General features: G+C 71.4%; 27 protein-coding genes. 11 read left to right on the forward strand and 16 right to left on the reverse strand.

The window, feature by feature from the left end:
- Nucleotides 1-8 precede the first annotated feature (8 nt).
- Nucleotides 9-470, reverse strand: a complete 462-nt coding sequence (locus tag ACZ4FH_RS16635; protein ID WP_467305320.1) for a GNAT family N-acetyltransferase — start codon at nt 468-470, stop codon at nt 9-11.
- A gap of 368 nt (nt 471-838) precedes the next feature.
- On the opposite strand from ACZ4FH_RS16635, the gene ACZ4FH_RS16640 reads away from it, so the two are divergent.
- Nucleotides 839-1834, forward strand: coding sequence for a helix-turn-helix transcriptional regulator (locus ACZ4FH_RS16640; RefSeq protein ID WP_467305389.1), 996 nt, complete (start codon nt 839-841; stop codon nt 1832-1834).
- A gap of 68 nt (nt 1835-1902) precedes the next feature.
- Here ACZ4FH_RS16640 and ACZ4FH_RS16645 read toward each other — a convergent pair whose 3' ends face one another.
- The 5 genes from ACZ4FH_RS16645 to ACZ4FH_RS16665 form a co-directional block, all read right to left on the reverse strand.
- Nucleotides 1903-2496, reverse strand: coding sequence for a class IV adenylate cyclase (locus ACZ4FH_RS16645; protein WP_467305321.1), 594 nt, complete (start codon nt 2494-2496; stop codon nt 1903-1905).
- Between the two features lie 21 nt (nt 2497-2517).
- A complete protein-coding gene (locus ACZ4FH_RS16650) occupies nt 2518-3171 on the reverse strand; it encodes a class I SAM-dependent methyltransferase (RefSeq protein WP_467305323.1) in 654 nt (217 codons plus the stop codon).
- The gene (locus ACZ4FH_RS16655; protein WP_467305325.1) at nt 3089-3733 is read right to left on the reverse strand and encodes a P-loop nucleotide/nucleoside kinase family protein; all 645 of its coding nucleotides are present in this window, start codon (nt 3731-3733) and stop codon (nt 3089-3091) included. Before ACZ4FH_RS16655 ends, ACZ4FH_RS16650 begins: the two co-directional genes overlap by 83 nt.
- Nucleotides 3726-4628, reverse strand: a complete 903-nt coding sequence (locus tag ACZ4FH_RS16660; RefSeq protein ID WP_467305326.1) for a radical SAM protein — start codon at nt 4626-4628, stop codon at nt 3726-3728. The genes ACZ4FH_RS16655 and ACZ4FH_RS16660 overlap by 8 nt, the downstream gene beginning before the upstream one ends.
- A gap of 108 nt (nt 4629-4736) precedes the next feature.
- A complete protein-coding gene (locus ACZ4FH_RS16665) occupies nt 4737-5429 on the reverse strand; it encodes an HAD family hydrolase (RefSeq protein ID WP_467305328.1) in 693 nt (230 codons plus the stop codon).
- Between the two features lie 97 nt (nt 5430-5526).
- Here ACZ4FH_RS16665 and ACZ4FH_RS16670 point away from each other — a divergent pair, with 97 nt between their 5' ends.
- Together ACZ4FH_RS16670 and ACZ4FH_RS16675 are read left to right on the forward strand one after the other, a co-directional pair.
- Nucleotides 5527-6300, forward strand: coding sequence for an XRE family transcriptional regulator (locus ACZ4FH_RS16670; RefSeq protein WP_467305329.1), 774 nt, complete (start codon nt 5527-5529; stop codon nt 6298-6300).
- Complete coding sequence (locus ACZ4FH_RS16675; RefSeq protein ID WP_467305331.1) at nt 6287-6754, forward strand: NUDIX hydrolase; 468 nt, start codon at nt 6287-6289, stop codon at nt 6752-6754. The genes ACZ4FH_RS16670 and ACZ4FH_RS16675 overlap by 14 nt, the downstream gene beginning before the upstream one ends.
- Here ACZ4FH_RS16675 and ACZ4FH_RS16680 read toward each other — a convergent pair.
- Nucleotides 6742-7305 (reverse strand): HD domain-containing protein, encoded by a 564-nt coding sequence (locus ACZ4FH_RS16680; protein WP_467305332.1) that lies wholly within the window; start codon nt 7303-7305, stop codon nt 6742-6744. The genes ACZ4FH_RS16675 and ACZ4FH_RS16680 overlap by 13 nt on opposite strands.
- A gap of 303 nt (nt 7306-7608) precedes the next feature.
- Here ACZ4FH_RS16680 and lepB point away from each other — a divergent pair, with 303 nt between their 5' ends.
- Complete coding sequence (gene lepB / locus ACZ4FH_RS16685) at nt 7609-8397, forward strand: signal peptidase I (protein ID WP_467305334.1); 789 nt, start codon at nt 7609-7611, stop codon at nt 8395-8397.
- 229 nt (nt 8398-8626) lie between these two features.
- On the opposite strand, the gene ACZ4FH_RS16690 is transcribed toward lepB, so the two are convergent.
- Nucleotides 8627-8917 (reverse strand): hypothetical protein, encoded by a 291-nt coding sequence (locus tag ACZ4FH_RS16690; RefSeq protein ID WP_467305336.1) that lies wholly within the window; start codon nt 8915-8917, stop codon nt 8627-8629.
- Between the two features lie 430 nt (nt 8918-9347).
- Entirely contained in the window at nt 9348-9794 is a 447-nt protein-coding gene (locus ACZ4FH_RS16695; protein WP_467305338.1) for an ATP-binding protein, read from the reverse strand.
- 135 nt (nt 9795-9929) lie between these two features.
- Here ACZ4FH_RS16695 and ACZ4FH_RS16700 point away from each other — a divergent pair, with 135 nt between their 5' ends.
- From ACZ4FH_RS16700 to ACZ4FH_RS16715, 4 genes are all read left to right on the forward strand, one after another.
- Entirely contained in the window at nt 9930-10796 is an 867-nt protein-coding gene (locus ACZ4FH_RS16700) for a helix-turn-helix domain-containing protein (protein ID WP_467305339.1), read from the forward strand.
- Nucleotides 10793-11038 carry a DUF397 domain-containing protein gene (locus ACZ4FH_RS16705; RefSeq protein ID WP_467305340.1) on the forward strand — a complete coding sequence of 82 codons (246 nt, stop codon included), beginning with the start codon at nt 10793-10795 and terminating at the stop codon, nt 11036-11038. Before ACZ4FH_RS16700 ends, ACZ4FH_RS16705 begins: the two co-directional genes overlap by 4 nt.
- Before the next feature lie 123 nt (nt 11039-11161).
- Nucleotides 11162-11530: a DUF4267 domain-containing protein gene (locus tag ACZ4FH_RS16710; RefSeq protein ID WP_467305341.1), complete on the forward strand. Its 369-nt coding sequence runs from the start codon at nt 11162-11164 to the stop codon at nt 11528-11530.
- A gap of 58 nt (nt 11531-11588) precedes the next feature.
- On the forward strand, nt 11589-12086 hold the full coding sequence (locus tag ACZ4FH_RS16715; RefSeq protein ID WP_467305343.1) for a cupin domain-containing protein: 498 nt from the start codon (nt 11589-11591) through the stop codon (nt 12084-12086).
- A gap of 29 nt (nt 12087-12115) precedes the next feature.
- Here the strand turns inward: ACZ4FH_RS16715 and ACZ4FH_RS16720 are convergent, their stop codons facing one another.
- Both ACZ4FH_RS16720 and ACZ4FH_RS16725 read right to left on the reverse strand, forming a co-directional pair.
- Nucleotides 12116-12430, reverse strand: coding sequence for a helix-turn-helix domain-containing protein (locus ACZ4FH_RS16720; RefSeq protein WP_467305344.1), 315 nt, complete (start codon nt 12428-12430; stop codon nt 12116-12118).
- Nucleotides 12427-12813 carry a type II toxin-antitoxin system RelE/ParE family toxin gene (locus ACZ4FH_RS16725; protein WP_467305345.1) on the reverse strand — a complete coding sequence of 129 codons (387 nt, stop codon included), beginning with the start codon at nt 12811-12813 and terminating at the stop codon, nt 12427-12429. The genes ACZ4FH_RS16720 and ACZ4FH_RS16725 overlap by 4 nt, the downstream gene beginning before the upstream one ends.
- Before the next feature lie 114 nt (nt 12814-12927).
- Between ACZ4FH_RS16725 and ACZ4FH_RS16730 the strand changes: the two genes are divergently transcribed.
- A complete protein-coding gene (locus ACZ4FH_RS16730) occupies nt 12928-14430 on the forward strand; it encodes a hypothetical protein (RefSeq protein WP_467305346.1) in 1503 nt (500 codons plus the stop codon).
- Between the two features lie 43 nt (nt 14431-14473).
- On the opposite strand, the gene ACZ4FH_RS16735 is transcribed toward ACZ4FH_RS16730, so the two are convergent.
- Nucleotides 14474-15319, reverse strand: coding sequence for an LLM class F420-dependent oxidoreductase (locus ACZ4FH_RS16735; protein WP_467305347.1), 846 nt, complete (start codon nt 15317-15319; stop codon nt 14474-14476).
- 99 nt (nt 15320-15418) lie between these two features.
- Here ACZ4FH_RS16735 and ACZ4FH_RS16740 point away from each other — a divergent pair, with 99 nt between their 5' ends.
- Complete coding sequence (locus ACZ4FH_RS16740; RefSeq protein WP_467305348.1) at nt 15419-15670, forward strand: hypothetical protein; 252 nt, start codon at nt 15419-15421, stop codon at nt 15668-15670.
- 61 nt (nt 15671-15731) lie between these two features.
- Here ACZ4FH_RS16740 and ACZ4FH_RS16745 read toward each other — a convergent pair whose 3' ends face one another.
- Both ACZ4FH_RS16745 and ACZ4FH_RS16750 read right to left on the reverse strand, forming a co-directional pair.
- A complete protein-coding gene (locus ACZ4FH_RS16745; RefSeq protein WP_467305350.1) occupies nt 15732-16571 on the reverse strand; it encodes a hypothetical protein in 840 nt (279 codons plus the stop codon).
- 85 nt (nt 16572-16656) lie between these two features.
- Nucleotides 16657-17790, reverse strand: a complete 1134-nt coding sequence (locus ACZ4FH_RS16750) for a serine hydrolase domain-containing protein (protein ID WP_467305351.1) — start codon at nt 17788-17790, stop codon at nt 16657-16659.
- Between the two features lie 306 nt (nt 17791-18096).
- Here ACZ4FH_RS16750 and ACZ4FH_RS16755 point away from each other — a divergent pair, with 306 nt between their 5' ends.
- Nucleotides 18097-19632, forward strand: a complete 1536-nt coding sequence (locus tag ACZ4FH_RS16755) for a CehA/McbA family metallohydrolase (protein WP_467305353.1) — start codon at nt 18097-18099, stop codon at nt 19630-19632.
- Nucleotides 19633-19647: 15 nt separating this feature from the next.
- Here ACZ4FH_RS16755 and ACZ4FH_RS16760 read toward each other — a convergent pair whose 3' ends face one another.
- The gene (locus ACZ4FH_RS16760; RefSeq protein WP_467305354.1) at nt 19648-20139 is read right to left on the reverse strand and encodes a carboxymuconolactone decarboxylase family protein; all 492 of its coding nucleotides are present in this window, start codon (nt 20137-20139) and stop codon (nt 19648-19650) included.
- 35 nt (nt 20140-20174) lie between these two features.
- Nucleotides 20175-21566: an MFS transporter gene (locus tag ACZ4FH_RS16765; RefSeq protein WP_467305355.1), complete on the reverse strand. Its 1392-nt coding sequence runs from the start codon at nt 21564-21566 to the stop codon at nt 20175-20177.
- Nucleotides 21567-21604 lie beyond the last annotated feature (38 nt).

A 21604-nucleotide genomic window follows, 5' to 3' on the forward strand; every position in this document is an offset into this window, starting at 1 on the left:
CCGCCGGATCAGGGCTGGTCCTCCCGCTGTCCCGGCGGGCCGGTCCGGGCCATGCGGAGGTTCGGCAGCTTGTCCCGCCACAGGAGCCGCTCGCCGGTGTCCTCGAAGCCGTAGCGCCGGTAGAAGCTGATGGCCCGCTCGTTGTAGGCGGTCACCCACAGGCGGATAGGTGCGTCGTCGGCCCAGGTGAGGAATGCCGTCATCAAGTCGCGTCCGATGCTTCGGCCCTGCGCCTGGGGCAGCAGGTACATCGGTCCGAGACTGACCCCTTCGTCGCGGCGCCCGCACAGGAAGCCGATGACCTCGTCCCCCTGGCGCACGACACGGCAGAAGAGCTGCACGGGCCGGCGCCCGGCCTCCTCGATGAACTCCCGCCACCGGGCGATGCCCTCGCTGGTGACCGCGTCGCCGCGCTGCGCCCGGATCCATGCCTCGTCGATCCCTGCGTCCTGGTTGGGGTAGGTCAGCAACCAGGCCGCCAGAAGGGTGTGGGCAAGGGCGGGGGCCCCGGGGAGTGTCGATCACGAAGTCCACCTGGGCATTGTTCAGCGTGGCCCTTCGGGCTGTCCTGCGATATTCGTCGTCCCACACGCCTACGGGGCCACTTCCTTGCGTCAGGGGGCGGGATCCGGCGTCACCCCCGCCCCCCCTCCACCCGACCTCCGCCCACACCGTCTTGCCGACCACCCGCTCGGCCACGCCCCACTTCTCCGCCAGGGCCTCCACCAGGCACAGCCCATAGCCGGTCTCGGCAACCGGCGCGTCCGGCCCACACGGCGCACACGGCGCACACGGCTCGGGACGGCGCTCGCCCCGCGCGTCCACCACCTCGATCCGGATTCCGTACGCGCCGGTCGTCAACCTCACCTCGAAAACGCGCCCCCGTACATGCCCGTGCGTCACCGCGTTCGCCGACCGGCTCGGCGTCGAGGGCCGCACGGTGCGCCGGTACGTGAACCATCTGATCGACCTCGACGTACCGGTGGAATCCGTGCGCGGCCGCTACGGCGGCTACCGCATGGCGCCCGGCTACCGCCTGCCGCCGCTCATGTTCAACGACGACGAGGCCCTGGCCGTCCTGCTCGGCCTGATCACCGGCCGGGCGGCGGGGCCGACGACGGCGGAGCACACCGCGAGCGAAACGGCGGCGGCGAAGATCCGGCGGGTCCTGCCCAAGCACCTCGCCCGCCGGCTCGACGCACTCCTGGAGACCCTGGCCTTCACCGATCGGTCCGGCGGCCCCGACACCCCCGCCCCGGACGCCGGGATCCTGCTGACCCTCGCCGACGCGGTACGCCACCACCGCCCCGTCTCGATCCGCTACACCGACCGCCACGGGCTGCCCAGCGAACGCACCCTGCACCCGTACGGAATCGTCGCCCACGCGGGCCGGTGGTACGTCACGGGCCAGGACCCCCGCATCGGCGAGGACCGCACCTTCCGGCTCGACCGCGTCACGGACGCGCGGACCCTGCCCGGCTCATTCGCAGCGCCTCAGGACCCGGCCCCGGCGGAGCGCCTGCTGTCGGGCTTCGCCACGGCCGACTACCGGCACGAGGTGACCGTCCGCATCCACGGCACGATCGAGCAGATCCGCGCCCGCCTCCCGGAGACCGTCGCACGCCTGGACGAGGACACCTCCCCGAACGACGAGCCGGCCGGCACGGCCGAGCGCTGGCGCCGCGTCGAGCTATGGGTGGACCGGCTCGACTGGCTGCCCCCGGTCCTCGCCTCCCTCGACCGGCCGTTCGCCATCGAGCGCCCCGACGAACTCCGCGACCTGACCACCGCGTTCGCCCGCCGTCTCACGTCCTACGCCGCAGCCGAGGACTGACCCGCCGCCCACGAGCCAACCGAGTCGCCACCGACGCCGGAACCAGTTCTGTACGCGCAGTCCGATGCTCAAGCCCACTCGCTGGAGACGGCCGCCCCGCCCAAAGCCTGCTTGTCACCGTCGGCGAAGAGGAGCGTGGGCTCGGCCAAGATGTCCCGGCCGGCCTCACTCTTGTAGATCTCATCGACGCTGCCGAAACGTGCCTCGGTGTAGTCGAGGTCCAGCAGGGCGGCGGCCCGGCGGACCGATGCCTCGTCGGGGCCTTCGATCTCGACGAAGGTGGGGAGGTCCGGCCAGGTGTCGAAGTCGAAGGCGACCTCGCCCAGGCGCCACTCCTCCCGGTAGTTCTCCTGGTAGCGCACCTCACGCAGGCCGACGTGGCGAAGGATCTCGGCCATGGCATGCAGGTCCGACACCTCGGTCTCGATCTCGGTGGTGCCGTCAATCGTCGTGGAGTCGGTGACCCGCTTCAGCGTGAGCGTGGACCGGGTGGCCTCCTCCCTCAGGCGGACCCAGGCGCCGCCTTCGAGGGCATCGTTCTCGAAGATCTTCCGGGTGAGGAGGGTGCGCGGAAATGCCTGGACGGCTCCGAGCGCCCGCAGTTTGGCCTGGAGACCGTCGACGTCGGCATCGAGGAACTTGGCTTCGTACTCGTGCTTCATCAGGTTCTTCTTTCCTTGGCTCTACGAGGGGGCGGACGCACGGGCCGCAAGCAGAAGGCCCATGCGGTGGTTGTGGTCCTGCGGCTGTCCGACGTGTCCCCGCTCGGTGAACTCGTCGGTCCGCAGGGTGAGCAGGACATCCCAGTCCCCGGTGAGGTAACGCCGGAGCCTCTCGGGAGATGTGTAGTGCTCCAGCACGTGGTGGCGTTGCGTGAGGGGCATCATGAACTCCGCGCCGAACAGCCCGCCGGGCCGGACCAAGCGCTGCATGCGGTCGACGAACTCGCCCAACGCCCGATGATGGTTGGCACTGTAATGCCACGAGCAGCTTGTCCAGACGGCATCACAGGGAGCGGTGACGGGTTCGGAGGCGAGGAAGTCGTCCTCCACGACCTGGACGCGGTCGTGAAGCCCTTCCTGGGTCAGGCGCTCGATCAGGCCCATCGCGTGACCGGCTCCGCCACCCGGAAGTTGGACGTCGCCACCGTGGAGAGCGAGCGGGTCGCGCTCGATGGCGATGACGCGGTAGCCGGCGTCGGCCAGTGGCACGACGAGTCTGCCGTCGCTCGCCCCGATGACCGTCACGGTGGAGTCAGGTTCCGTACGCTCCTTCAGCGCGGCGAGGAACTGAGGGAAGAAGGTGAGGGTGTGCCGCCACATGCTGGGTGTCTGCATTGACCCGCTCTCCCTGGGGGTTGGTCCTGCTCAGGACGGTTCGGAGTACCTCGTCGGGGGTGAGCCCAGTGATGTTCACGCGGTGCATCGGAAACGAGGCGTAGGCGTCGGTGATCTTGTCTGCGGTGATCTCGGCGAGCGCGTCCCAACGCGAGACAGGCTTGTCGCGCCTGGCGAGTCGGCGCTGACGCTCGGCCTCCGCGCAGACGAGGTAGTAGGTGACGGGACGCGGGATGCCCGGCGGCAGGGAAACGGAGAGGCGGGCCCCGAAAGCGCGGTGGTTGGCGAAGCACCGGGCGAAGTAGCTCTCGACGACGACCGGGATGCCGGCGGACAGGTACCGCTGGATCTGATCAGTGGCGGTGAGCACGGCCGAGAGGTAGAAGCACATGCGTGCCTCTGCGTTTCCCAGCCGGTCGACCTCCTGCCGCAGTACCTGATAGCTGGGAGGCACGGTCGGGACCAGCACTGCGCCACGAGCGGCCGCGAGCATGGGTGCGAGCGTCGACTTGCCGGTGCCACGGAGCCCTTCAACGCTCTCGAACGATGCCGGGTCAGACACGTCCGTACACCACGTCCGGCACCGGGAGAGTGAGTTCGTCGGTGGCGGACGACCGGTGGTCGATGCGGTTGGTGAGCTTGTCGTACCAGAAGGCGTGCGAGTCCTTGCCGACGGCCTTGCAGGACATGGTGAGCGCGCCGCGCGGGTCAGCTTCGATTCGCTCGATCTCCACAGGTCCTCCGGCGGAGAGGCAGGCGTCCGGCCCACCGAGCTCGGACAGGTCCTCGTCGAGGATCACCTCGATGTCCAACTCGGCCGAGGCCAGGCCCTCGCGCAGGCGGGTGTAGGCCGTGGCATCGTTCACGAGGAGCTCGGGGTGATCCGCTGCATTGCCAACAGGCCGGAGACAATGGAGTTTCAGCTGCTCCACCCCGTGGCGCTGCAACGTGCGGGCGAGCGGCAGGACCTCGTCGATGTTGCGTGAGGTGACCGTCATGGTCGCGCCGGTGCGGACGCCGAGTCGCTGCGCGATCTCAAGGGCGCTCAGGGCGCTTCGATAGCTTCCGAACCTGCGGATCTTGTCGTTGGTCGTGCCGATGCCCTCCAGTGATACCCGGAGCAGGTCCAGGTCGGCAGCGACCTCGGTGAGCCGGCGCTCGATCCGGTAGCCGTTGGTGCAGATCTCGACCCGCATGCCCAGGTCCCGCTTGGCGTATCGGACGACCTGGGCGAGGTCGCGGTGGACGAACGGCTCACCGCCCAACAGGGTGACGGCCCCGGTGCCGTACTCGTCGCGCATCAGTGTGAGGAGGCTGACCGCCTCGTCCGTGGTGAAGGCGTCGGCGTGCTGGAGCCGCTCGCCGTGGAAGCAGTGCAGGCATGCGAAGTTGCAGCGGTAGAGCAGTTGCAGATACAGCATCCGGATCCTGCGGATCCCGGTGACTTCGCTGATCACGAGGGTCTCCTTCAAAGCGTGTGCCTGGTGGGAGACCCGATACTGGTCGGGCAGGTACGGACGCCGTCACCACGTATCGGAACGCTTCGAGGACGTCCTGGGACGTTTTCAGCGTACGGAAAGCGCGTCCAGAATCCCGAGCACCTGCCCGGTGTCCGTCAGATCGGACAGAACCCTGCGGGCACCGGCATCCGCCAGCTCCTGGGTGCTGTGGACGCCGGAGGCGACCGCAATGATCTCGGATCCCGTGGAGAGTGCGGCCTCCACGTCCCTGGGGGTGTCTCCGACGAGCACGACGGGCACGCCGTCCGGGGCGCCCCGCAGCCGTTGGGCACGCTCCCGGGCGACGGGGACCAGATCGGGACGCTGAAGGGCGTCGGCCCCATAGGCGCCGACTGGCAGGTCCAGGAGGGGATCGAGGCCGAAGGCCGCGACCTTCACACGGGCGTTGGCCGCGATATTGCCGGTGAGCACCGACGACACCCAACTACTGCGCACGGATGCCTCCTTCAGGACTTCCCGCACGCCAGGGAGGACTTTCCCCCGTCGGCTGAGGTCATGGAGCCGCGACGACCCAGCGCCCGACAGAGCCCTCTCGATGTCGGTCCAGTCCGGCTCGGCCAGGCCGTTCCGTTGGAACATGTCGCGCATGATCAGACGGTCCGTACGCCCTTCCGTTCGCGCCGGTCCCGCAGGCTCCCTTCCTGCCAGGTCCGTGAAGGCGGCGGAGTAGATCTCCTTGCTGACCCCGGCATTCTCGATGAGAGTGTGGTCGATGTCCCAGAGGACGATGAGCTCCATGCGTCCAGCGTAAGGACAGCCCTCACGGCTCACTCCTTCCGCGGAACGTCCCGAAACGTCCTTGCCGCTCCTGACCGACTCGGCTTGTATGGCGCCTGTGAACGAGCGACTGCACTCCGTGCTCACCCAGCGCGGCATTGCACCCGAATCACTCGCCGAAGTCTGCGAGGTCGACCCCAAGACCGTTGGCCGGTGGCTCGGCGGACGCGTTCCCCACCCTCGCCACCGCTTCCGCGTCGCCAAGCACTTACGGGTCGAGGAACTGTTCCTCTGGCCCGCACCGGCGCCGACCACGCCGCAGCAGCTCGAAGGCTCGGGACGGGAACTGGTCGGGACCTACCAGAACCGGGCGAGCGTCCCGCGCGACACATGGCTGTCGCTGCTCAAGGGCGCCCAGGAGCAGATCAGTGTCCTCGTCTTCTCCGGCACCTTCTTCGCCCAGTCCAACCCGCACGTCGCCAAGATGCTCGCCGAACGTGCGTCGAGCGGCGTCCACGTGCGGCTGTGCTTCGGCGACTCGACGGGCCGGGCCGCAGCAATCCGGGGCCGTGAAGAAGGGATCGGCGACACCCTCGCTGCCAAGATCCGCGCCTCCCTGACCTACTACCGGCCCCTGCTGTCCGAGGCCGGGTGCGAGGTGAGGCTGCACGACACCACTCTCTACGCCTCCGTGTTCCGGTACGACGACGACCTTCTGGTCAACCCGCATGTCTGGGGCCAGCCGGCCAGCGCCAACCCCCTTCTCCACCTCCGCAGAGCGGATACGACGGGCTGGTTCGACCACTACGCTCAGAGTTTTGACGCCGTCTGGGAAACCGCACGGCCCTGGACACCCGATCAGGAGGGGCACTCGCCGCATGGGCAGAACTGAGTACTACAACGACCCCAAGGCTCCCAAGGCGAACACGCTCATCCCGGCCAGCAACCTGCTCGTCGTCGACGACAACGGCGCCGTACTCCTCCAGCGCCGCCGGGACACCGGCCAATGGGCCCTGCCCGGCGGAGCCCAGGACATCGGCGAGACGGCGGCGCAGTGCGCGGTGCGGGAGTGCCTGGAAGAGACCGGAATCATCGCCGAGATCACCGGCTTCCTGGGGGTCTACACGAACCCGAACCACATCGTGGCCTACACCGACGGCGAGATCCGCCAGCAGTACGAGAACACCTACATCGGCCGCCCGGTCGGCGGAGAGCCCACGGTCAACGACGAGGCCGACGGCGTCCGCTACGTCCAGCCGCGCGACCTGGACGAGTACGACATCCACCCCAGCATGCGCCAGCAGATCGGCGACTACCTCGCCGGCACGTACCCCTACCTGGGCTGAGCCCCCAGCGCCGCCTCCACCCGCCCCACGGCCGCGAGGATGTCCGGCGACGCTCGACGGATGAACCGTCCCACCAGGCTGTCCGCACCGTAACGAACCATGATCTCCTCCAGCCGATCCTCGGCGGACGTGCCGTTCCCGTCCGGCGTCGTCGTCATGTCGCAGTACACCAAGGCATCCACGAGCCGGTGGTCGTCGAGCAGTGGGAACTCGGCTTCCAGAGCGCCCCGTAGTCCACGCTCCTCAGCCTCCAGCAGCGCCAACGAGTGGTTGGCGACCAGCCGCACGAGCCGCTCGTCCGCAGCATGGTCGTCACGAAGGAACCGGGCTCCGTCCAGCGGATGAAAGCCTGTTACTGCCAGCCGTGGCGCGTAGCCCACGTCATGAAGCACAGCGGCAGAAGCCAGCAGATCCGCGTCACTGCCCAGGAGTTCGGTCAGCTCGGCCGCGCGCCGCGCGACCCCTCGCGAGTGCATCCACCGACGTGGAAGGGACTCAGACAGCTCCGCCTCGGCCACCGAGCACGCCCACTGCGCCATCGATCGGTCCATGCTCACTTCGTGCCCCAGCGGAATCAGGCCGAACCACCGCGCCTCGGCTGCTGGGCGGCGCACCTGGGCACCTCGGGCAAGTGCCTTCCTTCGAAGTCCGAAGGGTCCTGGAGCAGGCGCAGGCCAAGGAACGCGCCACGGATTCCTTGATCCACTGCAAGCAGCGGTCAGCACCTTGACGCGTTGAACCTGTCGATCGCCCCGGAAGTTCCGCCACCACGGCCTCCCGCTCACCGACCCTGGATGTGTACCTGCCATGATGTCGCCCCACGGCCGCAGGGCAGATCGCGAGGGGGCGTCACGATGAGCGGATGGGGATCCGGACCGAACGGCCGGCCGTACGGGTCGCCGGAGGGAGGGCAGGTCGCACCGCAGCAGGGCCAGCAGGCCTGGCCCCAGTGGCAGCAGCCATGGCGGCCTCCCACGCCCCCGCGACCGCGCGGCAGTCGTATCGCCCTGGGCGTGGCGCTCGGCGTCATGGCGGTCGGCGTGGTCGCGGCCGTTGCCGGCATCCTCGTCCCCGCTGCCGGCAGGATCGGCTACCGGACCATGCAGGTGTCAGGCACGTCGATGGAGCCCACCTACCACCCGGGCGACAAGGTCTCCATCGACAAGACGGACGGCTCCGCCCTGCGCGACGGCGACATCGCCCTGTTCGACGGACACGACTGGGGCATCCAGGCCCCGCTCCTGAAACGGGTGATCGCCCGGGGCGGCGAGCACATCGTCCTGTCCCGGAACGGAACGGTGAGGGTCGACGGCAAGGTGCTCAAGGAGCCTTACCTCTACCCCGGTTCCCAGAACAGCTTCTCCCCGCCGCTGGACCTCGTCGTCCCCGAAGGCCGGCTGTTCATGATGGGCGACCACCGCTCCAACTCGAACGACTCCCGCTTCCACACCGACACGGCCCACGGCACGATTGCCGAGTCCGCCGTTACCGGAAAGGCCGTGGACTCCGCGAGCGCCTCCGACCCCGGCTTCCGCTGGGCGGCAGCCGGAGCGGGAGTGGCTGCCGCCGGTCTGGTGGCGGCGATCGTCATTGGGGTCCGGAGCAAGCGCCGCGCGGTCCTGCCGCCGCCCCCGTCGTACTGAAGTAACGCTGCTGCGCCGGCGGGCTGACCGTCGACAAGGAAAGCGGCAGAAGCCAGCAGGTCCGCGTCACTGTCCAGGAGTTCGGTCAGCTCCGCAGCGGCCACCCGAGCATGCCCACTGCGCCAACGATCGGCCCGCTGACCCACCGCCCACGGACCAGCCACGTCGCCACCGACGCCGGAAGCCGGGCGCACCCCGCGCAGGCCGACGGTGCGCCGGATCTCGGTCCTCAGCCGACCGAGGGCCTGGCACCGAGCCGACTGGCCGCGAACGCGACCAGCAGCAGGACGGTCAGACCGCCGTCCCAGCCGATGATCGTCCCGGTGTCCACGATCCCGCCGTGGGCCTCGTAGGCGAGAGCGGTCAGGGTCAGCGCAAGCTTGTTCGTGATGACCAGCAGCCACACCACGAGGTTCCCCAGGGGCCTGGCGGCCAGCAGCGCGAACAGGCCGGCGAAGACCACGAACCCGTACAGCCGCCAGGTCTCCACCACCTTCGTCGCGCCGTCCGCATCGAACACGACCTGAATCTGGCCGACAGCGGCACCCACCGCACCGACCGTGGCGATGACCAGGAGGACGCGGGCAAGGCGCAGACGCCCGGGTGGAATTGAGGAGCTGACGGTGGATTGCCGTACGGCTGCGACGGGTGTGGGCATGGCTTCCTCCAGGGTCACCCTCGTGCCGGGTGGGCGCGGGACGGTCCGGCGCGGACAGGCACGCCCACCGCTTTCCGATACTCCAGTAGCGGAAATAAAGCTAGGCGGGGCCGACCCATTACGCAACCCCGGTAGCGAAATAGACCTCGCTCGCCCCAGCCGCACCGAGGACACGAACAACCCACCGGACGCGCCGCGTTGCACGGCCATGAGCGAACATCCCGGTCGCGAACCGCCGCCACGCATACGACTGGCAGCTCCCGCTCTCCGCACCAGCAGCCCCGCCCGGACCTCACGGAGTCCGGCCGGTTCCCGGCCACTCGACCTCCGCCCACACCGTCTTGCCGACCACCCGCTCGGCCACGCCCCACTTCTCCGCCAGGGCCTCCACCAGGCACAGCCCATAGCCGGTCTCGGCAACCGGCGCGTCCGGCCCACACGGCGCACACGGCGCGGGACGGCGCTCGCCCCGCGCGTCCGCCACCTCGATCCGGATTCCGTACGCGCCGGTCGTCAACCTCACCTCGAAATCGCGCCCCCGCACATACCCGTGCGTCACCGCGTTCGCCGCCAGCTCGGCCACGATCACCGCCACGTCGTCGGACAGCCCGCTCCCGTACGGCACGCCCCACGCGTGGAGTTGGTGCACGACCAGCCTGCGCGCGAGGCGTGCACCGCGTCGGGTGGCGGAGAAGCGTTGGGCGAACTGGGCGCCCGCAAGGGTGATTTCGGCGTTCATGTGACTCAGCGTGGCCGCGTACTCGTACGCTGACCAGGAGTGACACCACGACACCGAGTAGCCGTACGAGTCCCCTCCGCAGGCTGTACGGGACTGTCGGACCGGGACCGGGCGAACAGAGGCGGTACGGCGCACATGGCGAACGCGCGATTCGAGGAGCGGCCCGAACGGCCGACGGAGACGGACGGAACGGCCCACCTGTTCAAGGCGGTGGGCAAACAGCTCAAGGTCCTGCGCGAACGCGCGGGCCTCAGCCAGCGGGAGCTGGGACAGGTCATGCACTGCGGGGAAGACCTCATCTCCGCGATGGAACGCGGCGTCCGTACACCCCAGCCGGACTTCCTCGTCCGCGTCGACGACGTCCTCGGCGCCAACGGCGTCCTCGCCGCCGCAGCCGACGAGGTCCGGGACGCGTTGTCCCGGGCCCGGACGCGGCACCCGGACTGGTTCCGGAACTATGCGCGGGAGGAGGCGGAGGCGGTCGCCCTGCACGACTACAGCAACCAGACGATCCCTGGATTGCTCCAGACCGAGGAGTATGCGAGGGCATTGTTCACTCAGCGGCGCCCCCTGCTGGACGAGGAAACGATTGAACGTCGTGTCGCCGACCGAATGGCCCGTCAGCAGCTGTTCGAACGCTGGCCCCCGCCGACCATGACCTACGTCTTGGAAGAGGTAGTCCTGCAACGCCCCATCGGCGGACCGGATTGCCACAAACGTCAGCTACTACGGCTGCTGCACGTAGGACAGATGCGCACCGTGACCCTTCAGATCATGCCTACTCGGCGCGAGGAACACCCGAGTCTGGACGCGGCGTTCATCATGCTCACGCCCAAGGGGCGTCAGCAGGTCGCATATGTGGAGGCGTACGGACACGCTCGCTTGATCACCGACCCCGAGGAAGTCCGCGTCTTCAGCGAACGCTATGGGATCATCCGGTCGGAGGCTCTCACCCCGAGGGAGTCCCTGATGCTCATCGAGAAGATGCTGGGAGAGCGATGACTACCGAGCAACTGCACTGGTTCAAGAGCAGCTACAGCAGTGGCGAAGGTGGAGCGTGCGTCGAGGTCGCCTACGACTGGCGCAAGAGCAGTTACAGCGACTTCGAAGACCGCAACTGCATCGAAGTAGCCGCCACCCCCGCCACCATCCACATCCGCGACTCCAAGGACATCCACCGCCCCCACTTCGACGTCACCCCGAACGCCTGGTCCGCGTTCGTCACGTACGCACGTCAGGGCTGAGCCGGCGCGCGGGGGATCGTGAACCCCTGGGTGAACGGTGCGTTGCGGAGTTCGTACTTGTTGAGGCGGGCGGACTCTCCGAGGCTGGTGATCCACGTCCCGGCGCTCCCAGGGAGTCGTTCCATGACCGTTGCCGCCTACAGTCTCGCCGTCGTACTGGACCTGTTCGTGCTCTTCATCGGGTTCAGGTTCCTGGTGCAGCCGGGTCCGGCCGCCGCCGGGTACGGCGTGCCCGCGAAGGAGGGCGGGGACGCGGCGTATCTGGCCGTGAAGGGGTTACGCGACGCCGCGTCCGGCGTCATGGGGCTGGCGCTGCTCGCGTTCGCGGGGGCGGAGGCGGGGGCCTGGTTCATGGTCGCCGTGGCGCTGGTGCCGCTGGGCGACACGGTGATCGTGCTGCGCAACGGGGGGACGCGGGCCGTCGCGTTCGGGATCCACTTCGCCACGGCGGTCGTTGTGCTGATCAGTGCCGGGCTGCTGTTCGCCGTCTGAACCCCGCCGGATCCCCGTTCGTACGTCCGCCCGTCTTCCGTCACACAGGAGTCCCTCCGTGTCTCTCGTCCTTCCCGACTTCTCCGAGTCCGTGATCGTCCGTTCCACCGACGCCGAGGTCGTCGGCGCCGCACCCACCACCGTGCGGCTGCTGGCCGACAGCAGTTCCACCGGGGGCGCGCTCTCCACCCAACGGGTCACGCTGGTGGACGGGGCCGACGGCGCCCGGCCGCACCGGCACGACAACTCGGCGGAGATGTTCTACATGCTGGACGGGGCCGCCCAGTTCCTCTCCGGCGAGGAGGTCGTCACCGCCGGGCCCGGCGATCTCGTCGTCGTCCCGCCGGGGCTCGCGCACGCCTTCGCGGCGGAGCCGGGGAGCGACGCGGACATCCTCATCGTCATCACCCCGGGCGTCGAGCGCTTCGAGTACTTCCGGCACCTGAAGCGCATCGCCCTGGGCGAGGTCGCCCCGGACAGCCTGCTGGAGGTCCAGGAGCTGTACGACACGTACTTCCTGGGCAGCACGGCGTGGGACGGGGCCCGCGCCCGGTAACGGGCGTTCCGCGCCTCCCCGGGATTCGGTCAGGCGGCGTTCCCGTGAGGGGTGAGGTTGATCGTGAGATCGGCGTCGAGAGCGCGGGCCAGGCGTCGCAGGAGGGGGATGGTGGGGACCGTGCCTCCGCCTTCGATGCGGGAGATCTGGGGCTGTCGCATGCCGCAGCGGTCGGCGAGCTCGGTCTGCGAAAGGCCGAGCGCGGTGCGCCGGTCGTACACCATCTGCCCCAGGTCATGGGCCAGCTCGGCCTCTTCGTAGAGGCGGTCGTACTCGGAGTTCTCCTCGGCCGCTTCGCCCAGGAGCTTGCGGTGGCGGCTGGTCCTCCACTCGGCGTGGTTCATCGCGGTTCCTCCTTGATGTCGCGGCTGTAGACGGTGTGTTCGGCGGCCGGCCCGTGGTGGGCCTCGCAAGCTGCCTGTACGGAACGCGCCCGTTCCACCTCCGCCGTCTCGCGCATCCTGGCCTTGCGGAACACCGTCAGGAGCACGATGCGGCGACCGGGGGCGAGCCAATAGGTGATGCGCTGGGCGTTGCCGTCGAGGTCGAAGCGTAGCTCGCGGAGCTTGCCGCCGAGGTGGCGGCTGTAGGGCTCACCGAGCGTGGTGGCGTTGACGGCCAGTCGGTCGACCTTCTGCTCGACGGTGACGTAGAGGTGAGCGGGGATGTTCTCCAGCCAGAGACGCACCTCGGGCTCGATCTCGATGGTGTACCGCTCGCCGCTCATAACGTTGATGATATATGGCACAGGCGTTATAGGCGAGGGGCGGCAAGTCGGGGCCACAGGCATCCCGCCCCCGTCGGCCCAGGAGGGGCGGACATCCCGTGGCAGGATCCCCGCATGACCCCCGAGGACATATGGGCCGCCGCCGGGCCCGAGGAGCGGCGGTCGGCCGGGCTGGCGCTCAATGCGGCCGCGCCCGTGGACGTGTTGCTGCGGCTGCTCGCGGAGGGGTCGGACGCGGTGCGGATGGTGCTGTGCCGGGACCGGGTGCTGCCGGAGGCGGTGGTGGACGCGGTGGTGGTGCATCCGGACCGGTACACGCGGAGCTTCTACGCCCGCAATCCGCACGCGGAGCCCGAGCAGCGGGCCCGGCTGGTGGACGATCCGGAGTGGTTCGTGCGGGCGCATCTGGCGCACGAGCCCCGGGGCGAGGGGGTGTGCATGCCCCGGCCGCTGCCGGACGAGACGGTGGTGCGGATCATCGAGACGTACGACGCCGAGGCGGCGTCCGGGCTCGGGCGGCAGATCTCCCCCGGGCTGCGGCGGGCCATGCCCACGCATCCCTCGGCGGCGGTCCGCAGGCTCGGGGTCACGGCCTGGGACTCGCTGACGCCCGAGGCGCGGGCGGCGCTGCTGGCCGATCCGGACCCGGGGGTGCGGGAGACCGCCGCCCGGACCGGTGAGCTGTACGAGCGGCGGCGCGACCCGGACGCCGTACGGGAGGACCTGCCCGCCCACCGCTGCCACGCCCGCACCGATCTGCTGCTGTACGGGGCGCTCGCCCCCGACGTCGTCGCGGCGGCCCTGCCCGAGGACGCCTGGCTGCTCGCGGGCAACGCCACGACGCCCGCCGGCACCGTCGCCGTCCTCGCCGCCCATCCGGACCCCGAGGTCCGCGCGCACGTGGCGGAGCGGCCGGGGCTGGGGGCGGAGCTGCTGCGCGCGCTCGCCGTGGACCCCGACCCGGGCGTGCGGCTGGCCGTCTCCGTCCATCCCGCGTTGACCGAGGCGGAGCGGGCCGCCATCGACTACGCCGTACCGGAGGACGGGGCGTACGAACACGTTCCGGTGTACGACCCGGCCTCGCTGCCCGGCCCGGAACGGGCCCGCGCCCTCGCCCGGTCCGGGCATCCGCTGCTGCGGCGGCGCGCCGCCGTGCTGCCGCACCTGCCCGCCGATCTGGTCGAGTCGCTGGCCGACGACCCCGACACCGGCGTACGGGTGCTGCTCGCCCAGAACCACCCCGACGCCCCGGCCGCGCTGCTGCTCCGCAGCTTCCTGGAGTACACCGGCCCCGGGCGCTGGCATCTGACGGGGCACGGCAACTTCCCCCGGACCGGGCTCGCCCGGTACGCCGAGGACCCGGACCCCGCGCTGCGGCGGCTGGCCCTCCTCGACCCGGAGGCGGGCCCGGAGGCCGTCGACCGCCTCACCCGCGACGCCGACGCCCTCGTCCGCGCGGACGCCGCCCGGCATCCGCGCCTTCCGGGGCACCGGCTGGCGGCCCTCCTCGACGGCAGCGAAGACGACGGCGAACTCGCGGGCATGGCGGCGGCCAATCCGGCGCTGCCGGTCGCGACGATGCGCCGGCTGGCAGGGGAGCTGTCGGACACGCCCTGAGCCCTCGGGGGGGCCAGGGCAGGCCGCGGCCGCCCCTCCCCGCTCAGAGGTACGCCGCGTACGCGTCCAGGGTGCGCAGTACCTCGGCCTCGCCGGCCGGGGGCAGTTGGAGGACGACCTCCTCGATGCCCAGGTCGGCGTAGTGGGCGAGCTTGCCGGGGGTCGGCAGGACGGCGTACGGGACGACCTGGAGGTCCTTCGGGTCGCGGCCCGCCTCCTCCCAGACGGCGGTCAGCCGGGGCACGGACTCGGAGAGGCCCCGGCCGCCGATGGGCATCCAGCCGTCGGCGTACTCCGCGATGTGCGTGAACAGCTTGGGGCCCGCCGCGCCGCCGATCAGGGTGCGCGGGCCGGTGACCGGGCCGCGCGGGGCCTGGACCGGCTTCGGGTGGGCGAAGCTGGCCCGTACCGAGCCGAACTCGCCTTCGTGGGACGTCGGTTCGTCCGCCCACAGGGCGCGCATCAGGGCCATCCGGTCGCGGCCCAGTTCGCGGCGGGTCGACCAGGTGACCCCGTGGTCGGCGGCCTCCTCGACGTTCCAGCCGAAACCGAGGCCGAGCGTGAACCGGCCGCCGGAGAGGTGGTCCAGGGTGGCGATCTGCTTGGCCAGGTCGATCGGGTCGTGCTGGGCGATCAGCGTGATGCCCGTGCCGAGCGCGAGCCGTTCGGTGACGGCGGACGCCTGCCCCAGGGCGACGAACGGGTCCAGGGTCCGGCCGTACTCCGGGGGCAGCTCCCCGCCCGCCGGGTAGGGCGTGTCGCGGCTCACCGGGATGTGGGTGTGCTCGGGGAGATAGAGCCCGGCGAATCCCCGCTGCTCAAGCTCGTGCGCCAGGCGTACCGGTGTGATCGTTTCGTCGGTGAGGAAGATCGTTGTGGCGATCCGCATACGAGGACACCTCCGTCGTTGTCTGGTGGCGGCTCAAACGTATGCCGTACGGTGCGCAAAGCCGAGCCTTCGGCGGCTACGGGGGGAGGTCGGACACCCATGGGTCCCATACGCACCGGCACCGTTCTCACCGCACTGCTCGTCACAAGTGTTCTGCTCGGCGGCGCCCCCGTCACGGTCACGGCCGCCGTCCCCCGGGTGCCCGCCGTCTCCCGGACCGCGTCGTCGGTCCAGCTGCGCCGGCCGGGTGCGGGCGGGTGGGCGGCCGAAGGCGCGGCGGGCTTCCTGCTGGCCGTGGCCGGCGGGATCGCGTTCGGCCTGGCCGTCCGCGCCCGGCGCAGGCGTTCCTGAGCACGCGGGCTCCGGTGCTGCCCCCGCACGGCGGCGGGCGCCGCCGCGCGGGGACGTGCCGTCATCCCACGGGAGCGGAGCGGATCACCGGTGGTGGCGGTGTGGAGCGCAGGGCGGTCGTGCCGACGAAGACCTCGTCCCCCGCGGAGGCGACCTGCATCGTGGTGGACGTGCCCTGGTAGAACCAGCGCCAACTGCCCGTCCCCGGGGCGTCGACGGTCGCGCCGACCCGTCCCGCGCTGTTCGTCGTCACCGTCTTCACCGTGGCGTACGAGGACGAACCGGCCTTCCTGAACTGGAGCTCGAGGCTCTGGCCCGCGTACCCCCGGTACTTCAGCGCCTCCCAGTCGGCCCTGGCCAGCGCCCCGGTCACGGTGACCTTGCGCCCGGTGCCGAAGCGGGAGACGCGGGCGGCGGAGGCCGTCAGGGTCGCGGCGCGCTTGAACGCGAAGGGGGCGAGCCCGTCGTAGATCCAGTAGTCGCCGTCGTTGGCGTTGGCGATGCCGTAGATGCCCCAACCCCCCGCCGCCTCATTGGCGTTCCCGTCGCTGTACCAGGGGAACCAGGCGGGGTCGATGCGCATCGTCGCCGTGCAGGCCGATGTGGTGGTGCTGAGCTTCTTGCAGCTGATGTCGACGGTCTCCACGGGCGCGCCGGACGTGGCGGTCCGGTGGAACGCCTGGGCGCGCGAGAGGCCCTTGACGCCGGAGTCGTCCTTGACCGTCAGCGTGGACCGGAAGGTCACCGGCTGGTCGATGCCGACGATGACGCTCTTCCCGCCGTTCGTCACGCCCTTGACGACCCGGATGTCGCCCTCCCCCTCGGCGTGCGCCGTCGACGCCCCGAGCACGACCATGACCACCGAGACGGCCGTCGCGGCCCCTGCCGTGTGTCTTCGCATGTCCCCTCCTCCTCGCTCCGCGCCCGTTGGCGGCGCGGACGCGTCGGCACAGCGTAGAGGGGGGTTCCGGCCCGCCCTCGCGGGGCTATCCGCAGAACGCCCGGTCCAGGAGGGCGTCGACGGCGTCGTCGGCGTCGCCCCGGAAGTCCGGGGTGAGCGCGACGGTGGCCGTGCGGCGGCCGTCGCGCGTGGTGAACGACCAGGTCTGGTAGGCGAGGGCGTCGCCGTCGTTGCCGTAGACCGGGACCCCGCAGGCGGTGGTGCGCCAGGACAGGCCCAGCCCGTACGTCCCGTGCTCCAGGCCCGGGGTCCGCATCTCGTCGAGGAGGTGGTCCGGGAGCAGCCGCCCGCCGAGCAGGGCCGAGACGAACCGGCCGAGGTCGCGCGTGGTGGAGATCATCTCGCCGCTCGCGCCCATCAGGGACGGGTTCATCTCCGTGTAGTCGACGAGCCGCATGCCGTCGGCGTCCACGACCGGGACGTAGCCGTGCGGGTGCGGTCCGGGGATGCGCGGGGAGGTGCCGGGCACGGAGGTGGAGCGCAGGCCGAGCGGCCGGATGATGCGGGCCGTGATCTCGTCGGCGTAGGAGCGGCCGGTGGCCTGTTCGATGATCTGGCCGAGGAGCACGTAGTCGGTGTTGGAGTACGCGTACGCCGTGCCCGGGGTCGTGGACGTCGGCGGCTGCGCCACGGCCCTGCCCACCAGTTCGGACGCGGTCCAGGTCCGCAGCCGGTCGTCGAGGAAGGCGGGCGAGGGCGGCATCGTCAGCGTGCGCTTGTAGTCGTACAGGCCGCTGGTGTGGTTGAGGAGGTGGCGCAGGGTGATGCGGTCGCCGCCGGGGACGGTGCCGGGCAGCCACCGCTCGACGCTGTCGTCGAGTGCCAGCCGGTCCTCGGCGGCGAGTTGCAGGACGACGGTGGCGAGGAACGTCTTGGTGATGCTGCCCATCCGGAACCGGCCGTCGACCGGGACCGGCCGGGTGGTGTCCTGTTCGGCCACCCCGGCGGTGCCGCGCCAGACGCGCCGCCCGTCCCGGACCTCCGCGAGGGCGCCCACGGCACCGGCGGAGACGACGGCGTCGAGGCGCTCCCGCAGGGCGGCGTCGTGCGGGGCGGCGTCGTGCGGGGCGGGCCGGGGTGCCGCGGAGGCGGCGGCGGGGACCGCGACCACCGCCAGGGCCGTCGCCAGGGTCACCAGGGCCCGGTTCACTCGTCGCATCGCAGCCTCGTCTCTCATGTGTTCCGTCGGGTGGGGCGGACGGGAGCCGGGCCCCCGTTCCGTGTGTGCACCGAGCCTGCCGGACCGGGCGGGGCGGGGCGATGGGGCTCGTCGCCGTAGTCGGCGGGGGGATTCCCCCACCCCCGGCGTGGGGCCTGCGGGCGCCCAACTCGCCCTGCCCCACGCCCGATCAGCGCCGCACCCGCGGTGTTCACACGGCGTTCACCGGGCCCCGCCACGGTGTCCGTCACGGAGGACACGCCACCGGACCGCCCACCCCGGTCCACGACGTCCCGGGAGCCCCGCATGCCCGCACCGCGTCCCGTACACCGCCCGATCGCCAGGCGCGGCCTGCTCGTGTCGACGGCCGCGAGCGCCCTAACGTTGGGGAGCGTGAGCTTCGCCGACGCCGCCGGACCGGACGCCTCCGGCGCCCCGGAGAGCGGGACCCTGACCCGGACCGTGCGCGGTGTGCTGCCGCCCGGGTCGCCGGACTACGTGTACCTGCCGGTGGAGGTGGTGCGCGGGGTCGCGGAGATCGCGGTCTCGTACGCGTACGAGCGGCCGGCCGTTCCGGCGGGGACGCAGGGCAACGCGCTGGACATCGGGATCTTCGACGAGCGCGGGACGGCGCTGGGCGGGGACGGGTTCCGGGGGTGGTCCGGCGGGGCGCGGAGCGGCTTCTTCCTCCGGGCCGACGCGGCGACGCCCGGCTATCTGGCGGGGCCGGTGCGGCCGGGGACCTGGCACATCGCGCTGGGGCCGTACACGGTCGCGCCGCAGGGGCTGGCCTACGAGGTGACGGTGACGCTGCGCTTCGGTCCGGCCGGGACGACGCCCGCGCCGGTCCATCCGCCGGAGCGGGCGAAGGGGCGCGGGCGGGCCTGGTACCGGGGCGACTGCCATCTGCACTCCGTCCACTCGGACGGGAAGCGGACCCCGGCCGAGATCGCCGCCGCCGCGCGGGCCGCCGGGCTCGACTTCGTCAACAGCAGCGAGCACAACACCTCGTCCGGGCACGGCGCGTGGGGCGGGCTGTGGGGCGACGATCTGCTCGTGCTGACGGGCGAGGAGATCACCACCCGCAACGGGCACGTGCTGGCGGTCGCCACCGACCCGGGCACCTGGATCGACTGGCGCTACCGCGCCCGGGACAACCGCTTCGGCCACTACGCCAGGGCGGTGCGGCGGGCCGGCGGCCTGGTCGTGCCCGCCCATCCGCACGCCACGTGCATCGGCTGCCACTGGAAGTTCGGCCTCGGCGAGGCCGACGCGGTGGAGGTGTGGAACGGGGCGTACGGCCCGGAGGACGAGATCGCGCTCGCCGAATGGGACAACTGCCTCGTGGCTGCCGTGCGTTCGGGCGGGCGGTGGGTTCCGGCGATGGGCAACAGCGACGCGCACCGGGAACCGGACACGGTCGGCCTCCCGCAGACCGTCGTCCTGGCCGACGAGCTGTCGCGCGAGGCGATCGTGGCGGGCATCCGGGCCGGGCACTCCTACATCGCCGAGTCCTCCGCCGTCACGCTGTCCTTCGGTGTGTCCGGCGGGCGCGGACAGCACGCCGGGATCGGGGAGCGGCTGCGGGTCGCGGGGGACGGCACACCGGTCACCGTGACGCTGGAGGCCAGCGGTGTCCCCGGCTGCACCGTCCATTTCGTCACCGACCAGGGCACCCTGTTCACCACCGCCGTCCCGGAGGCGGGGGACGTGGCCGCCGTATGGACCACCACCCCCGCCTACGCCTCCTACGTCCGCGCCGAGATCCGCCACACCGCCACTGTCCCGGGGCTGCCCGGGGCCCTGGCCGCCCTCACCAATCCGGTCTTCCTGGAGGGCTGAGGGGCCGGGCGGCCGTCACTTCCGCCACTGCTCCGTGGGCGCGACCCCGGGCAGCGGCCTGCCGATGAGCGCGAGGGCGGTGAAGAAGCCGACCTGGCCGATGGCCGTGGCCAGGGTGGCGAGCGCCTTCTCGTCGTAGTGCGCGGCGGCCTCGGCGTACAGCGCGTCGGAGACGCGTTCGCCGGCCGGGTCCGGGGTGTGGACGGCCTCGACGAGGGCCAGTGCGGCGCGTTCGGCGGGGGTGAAATAAGGGGCGTCGTGCCAGGTGGCCACGGCGGTGATGCGCTCCTCGGTCTCCCCAGCCCTGCGGAGGTTCCCGGTGTGCAGCACGGTCAGGTAGGTGTTGCGGACGAGCTGGCCGGCGCGGAGCTGGACCAGGCCGATCGTGGTGCGCGGGACAGCGCCGTTGCCGGTGGCGCGGAACAACGCCGGTCCCACTTCGGCCAGTTCGGGGACCAGGGCGGTGGGGTCGGTGAAGCGGGGCTGCTGGATGGCCTGCTGGGTCATGACGGTGGGTGTCCTTCGCTGTCCGTCGGGGTCGGTCACTGCCTCGACGGATCGCGCGGGGCGGGTGTGACGGGACCGCCGGAACTTTTTCCGTACGGCTCCGAGCGGGCGGCCGGGACCGTCCGGGGAGGGCCGGCGGCCTCCCGCGTACGCAGGCGCTGGGCGCAGCAGCGCTGCTGTACGGCGGCGACGGCCGCGACGGCGGCGCCGAGCACCAGCCAGCCCGCCGGGCCCGCCGCCATCACGACCCCGGTCAGCAGCGGCGGCCCCGCGGACTTCTGGATGGACTGGGACATGCCGGCGACGCCCAGATACGCGGCGCGCGCGTCGTCGGGGGCGAGCAGGACGGCCAGCTCCCACGAGGTGACCGAGCGCATCAGCTCCGCGAGGGTGACGAGCACCGCCGCGGCGAGCAGGACGACGGCCGCCGCCCAGGTGCCGCAGCGCACGGCAGCGGCGATCAGCGCGCAGCAGGCGGCCATGAGGATGCCGTACAGGAGGAGGGAGTTGAGCACCCTGCGCGGGCCCTCCGTGCGGCGGGAGACGGTGAGCTGGAGGGTCACGACGAGCACGGTGTTGATGACGAGGACGGCCGGGACGAGGGCGTGGGGTGCGGCGGTGCTGCTCACCAGCCAGAGGGGGAGGCCGACGCCGAGGACCGAGTCGTCGAGGTTCATCGGGATATCGAGCAGGACGAAGCGGAGGTAACCGCGGTCCCGCCAGGGGCTCTCGGGGCGCGCGGCCGGGGCGTGCGGTGCGGTGGCGGGCGGGGTGGCGGCGGTGGCGGGTGAGCCGTCGGGCTCCCGTGTGCGGCGGACCAGCAGGGCGGCGACGAGGAAGGACGCGGCGTTGGCGAGGATCATCGCGCGGTAGGCGCCGGGGGTGCCCACGGCCAGGCCGATGGCGGCGAGTCCGGCGCCGACGCCGTAGCCGGCGTTGGCCGCGCTGCGGGACAGGGCCTGGTAGGCGGCGCGGCGTTCGCCCGCCGCGCGGGTCGCGAACAGCATCTCCAGGGTCTTGGCGGCCCTGTCGCCCAGATAGGTGACGGCGACGACGGGCAGCAGCGCCTCGAAGCCCGTGCAGGTGAGCACCAGGGTCAGGGTCAGCAGCCGGAGCAGATGGCAGGCCATCAGCAGCGGGCGGACCGGGAAGCGGCCCGCCAGCCGTCCGGCCAGCGGTGATCCGGCGATGCCCGCCACTCCGGCCGCGCCCAGCAGCACGCCGATCTGTCCGGGGCTCAGCCGGGTGACGAAGGTGAAGTAGAGGACCGAGGAGGCGGCCCACAGGCCGGATCCGGTCCGGTCCACGGCCAGTGCGAGCAGCATGGTCCGCGCGTTCCGGCCGCCGGGCGGGCGGCGCAACTGGGCGAGCAGGCCCCCGTGTTCGGCCCCGGCCTCCGCCGTACCGCTGCGCTTCGTGCGGCGCACCGCCCACCCCCGGAATGTATCTCGACGTCAAGAGATCA

The organism is Streptomyces sp. NPDC024555, assembly GCF_055559335.1.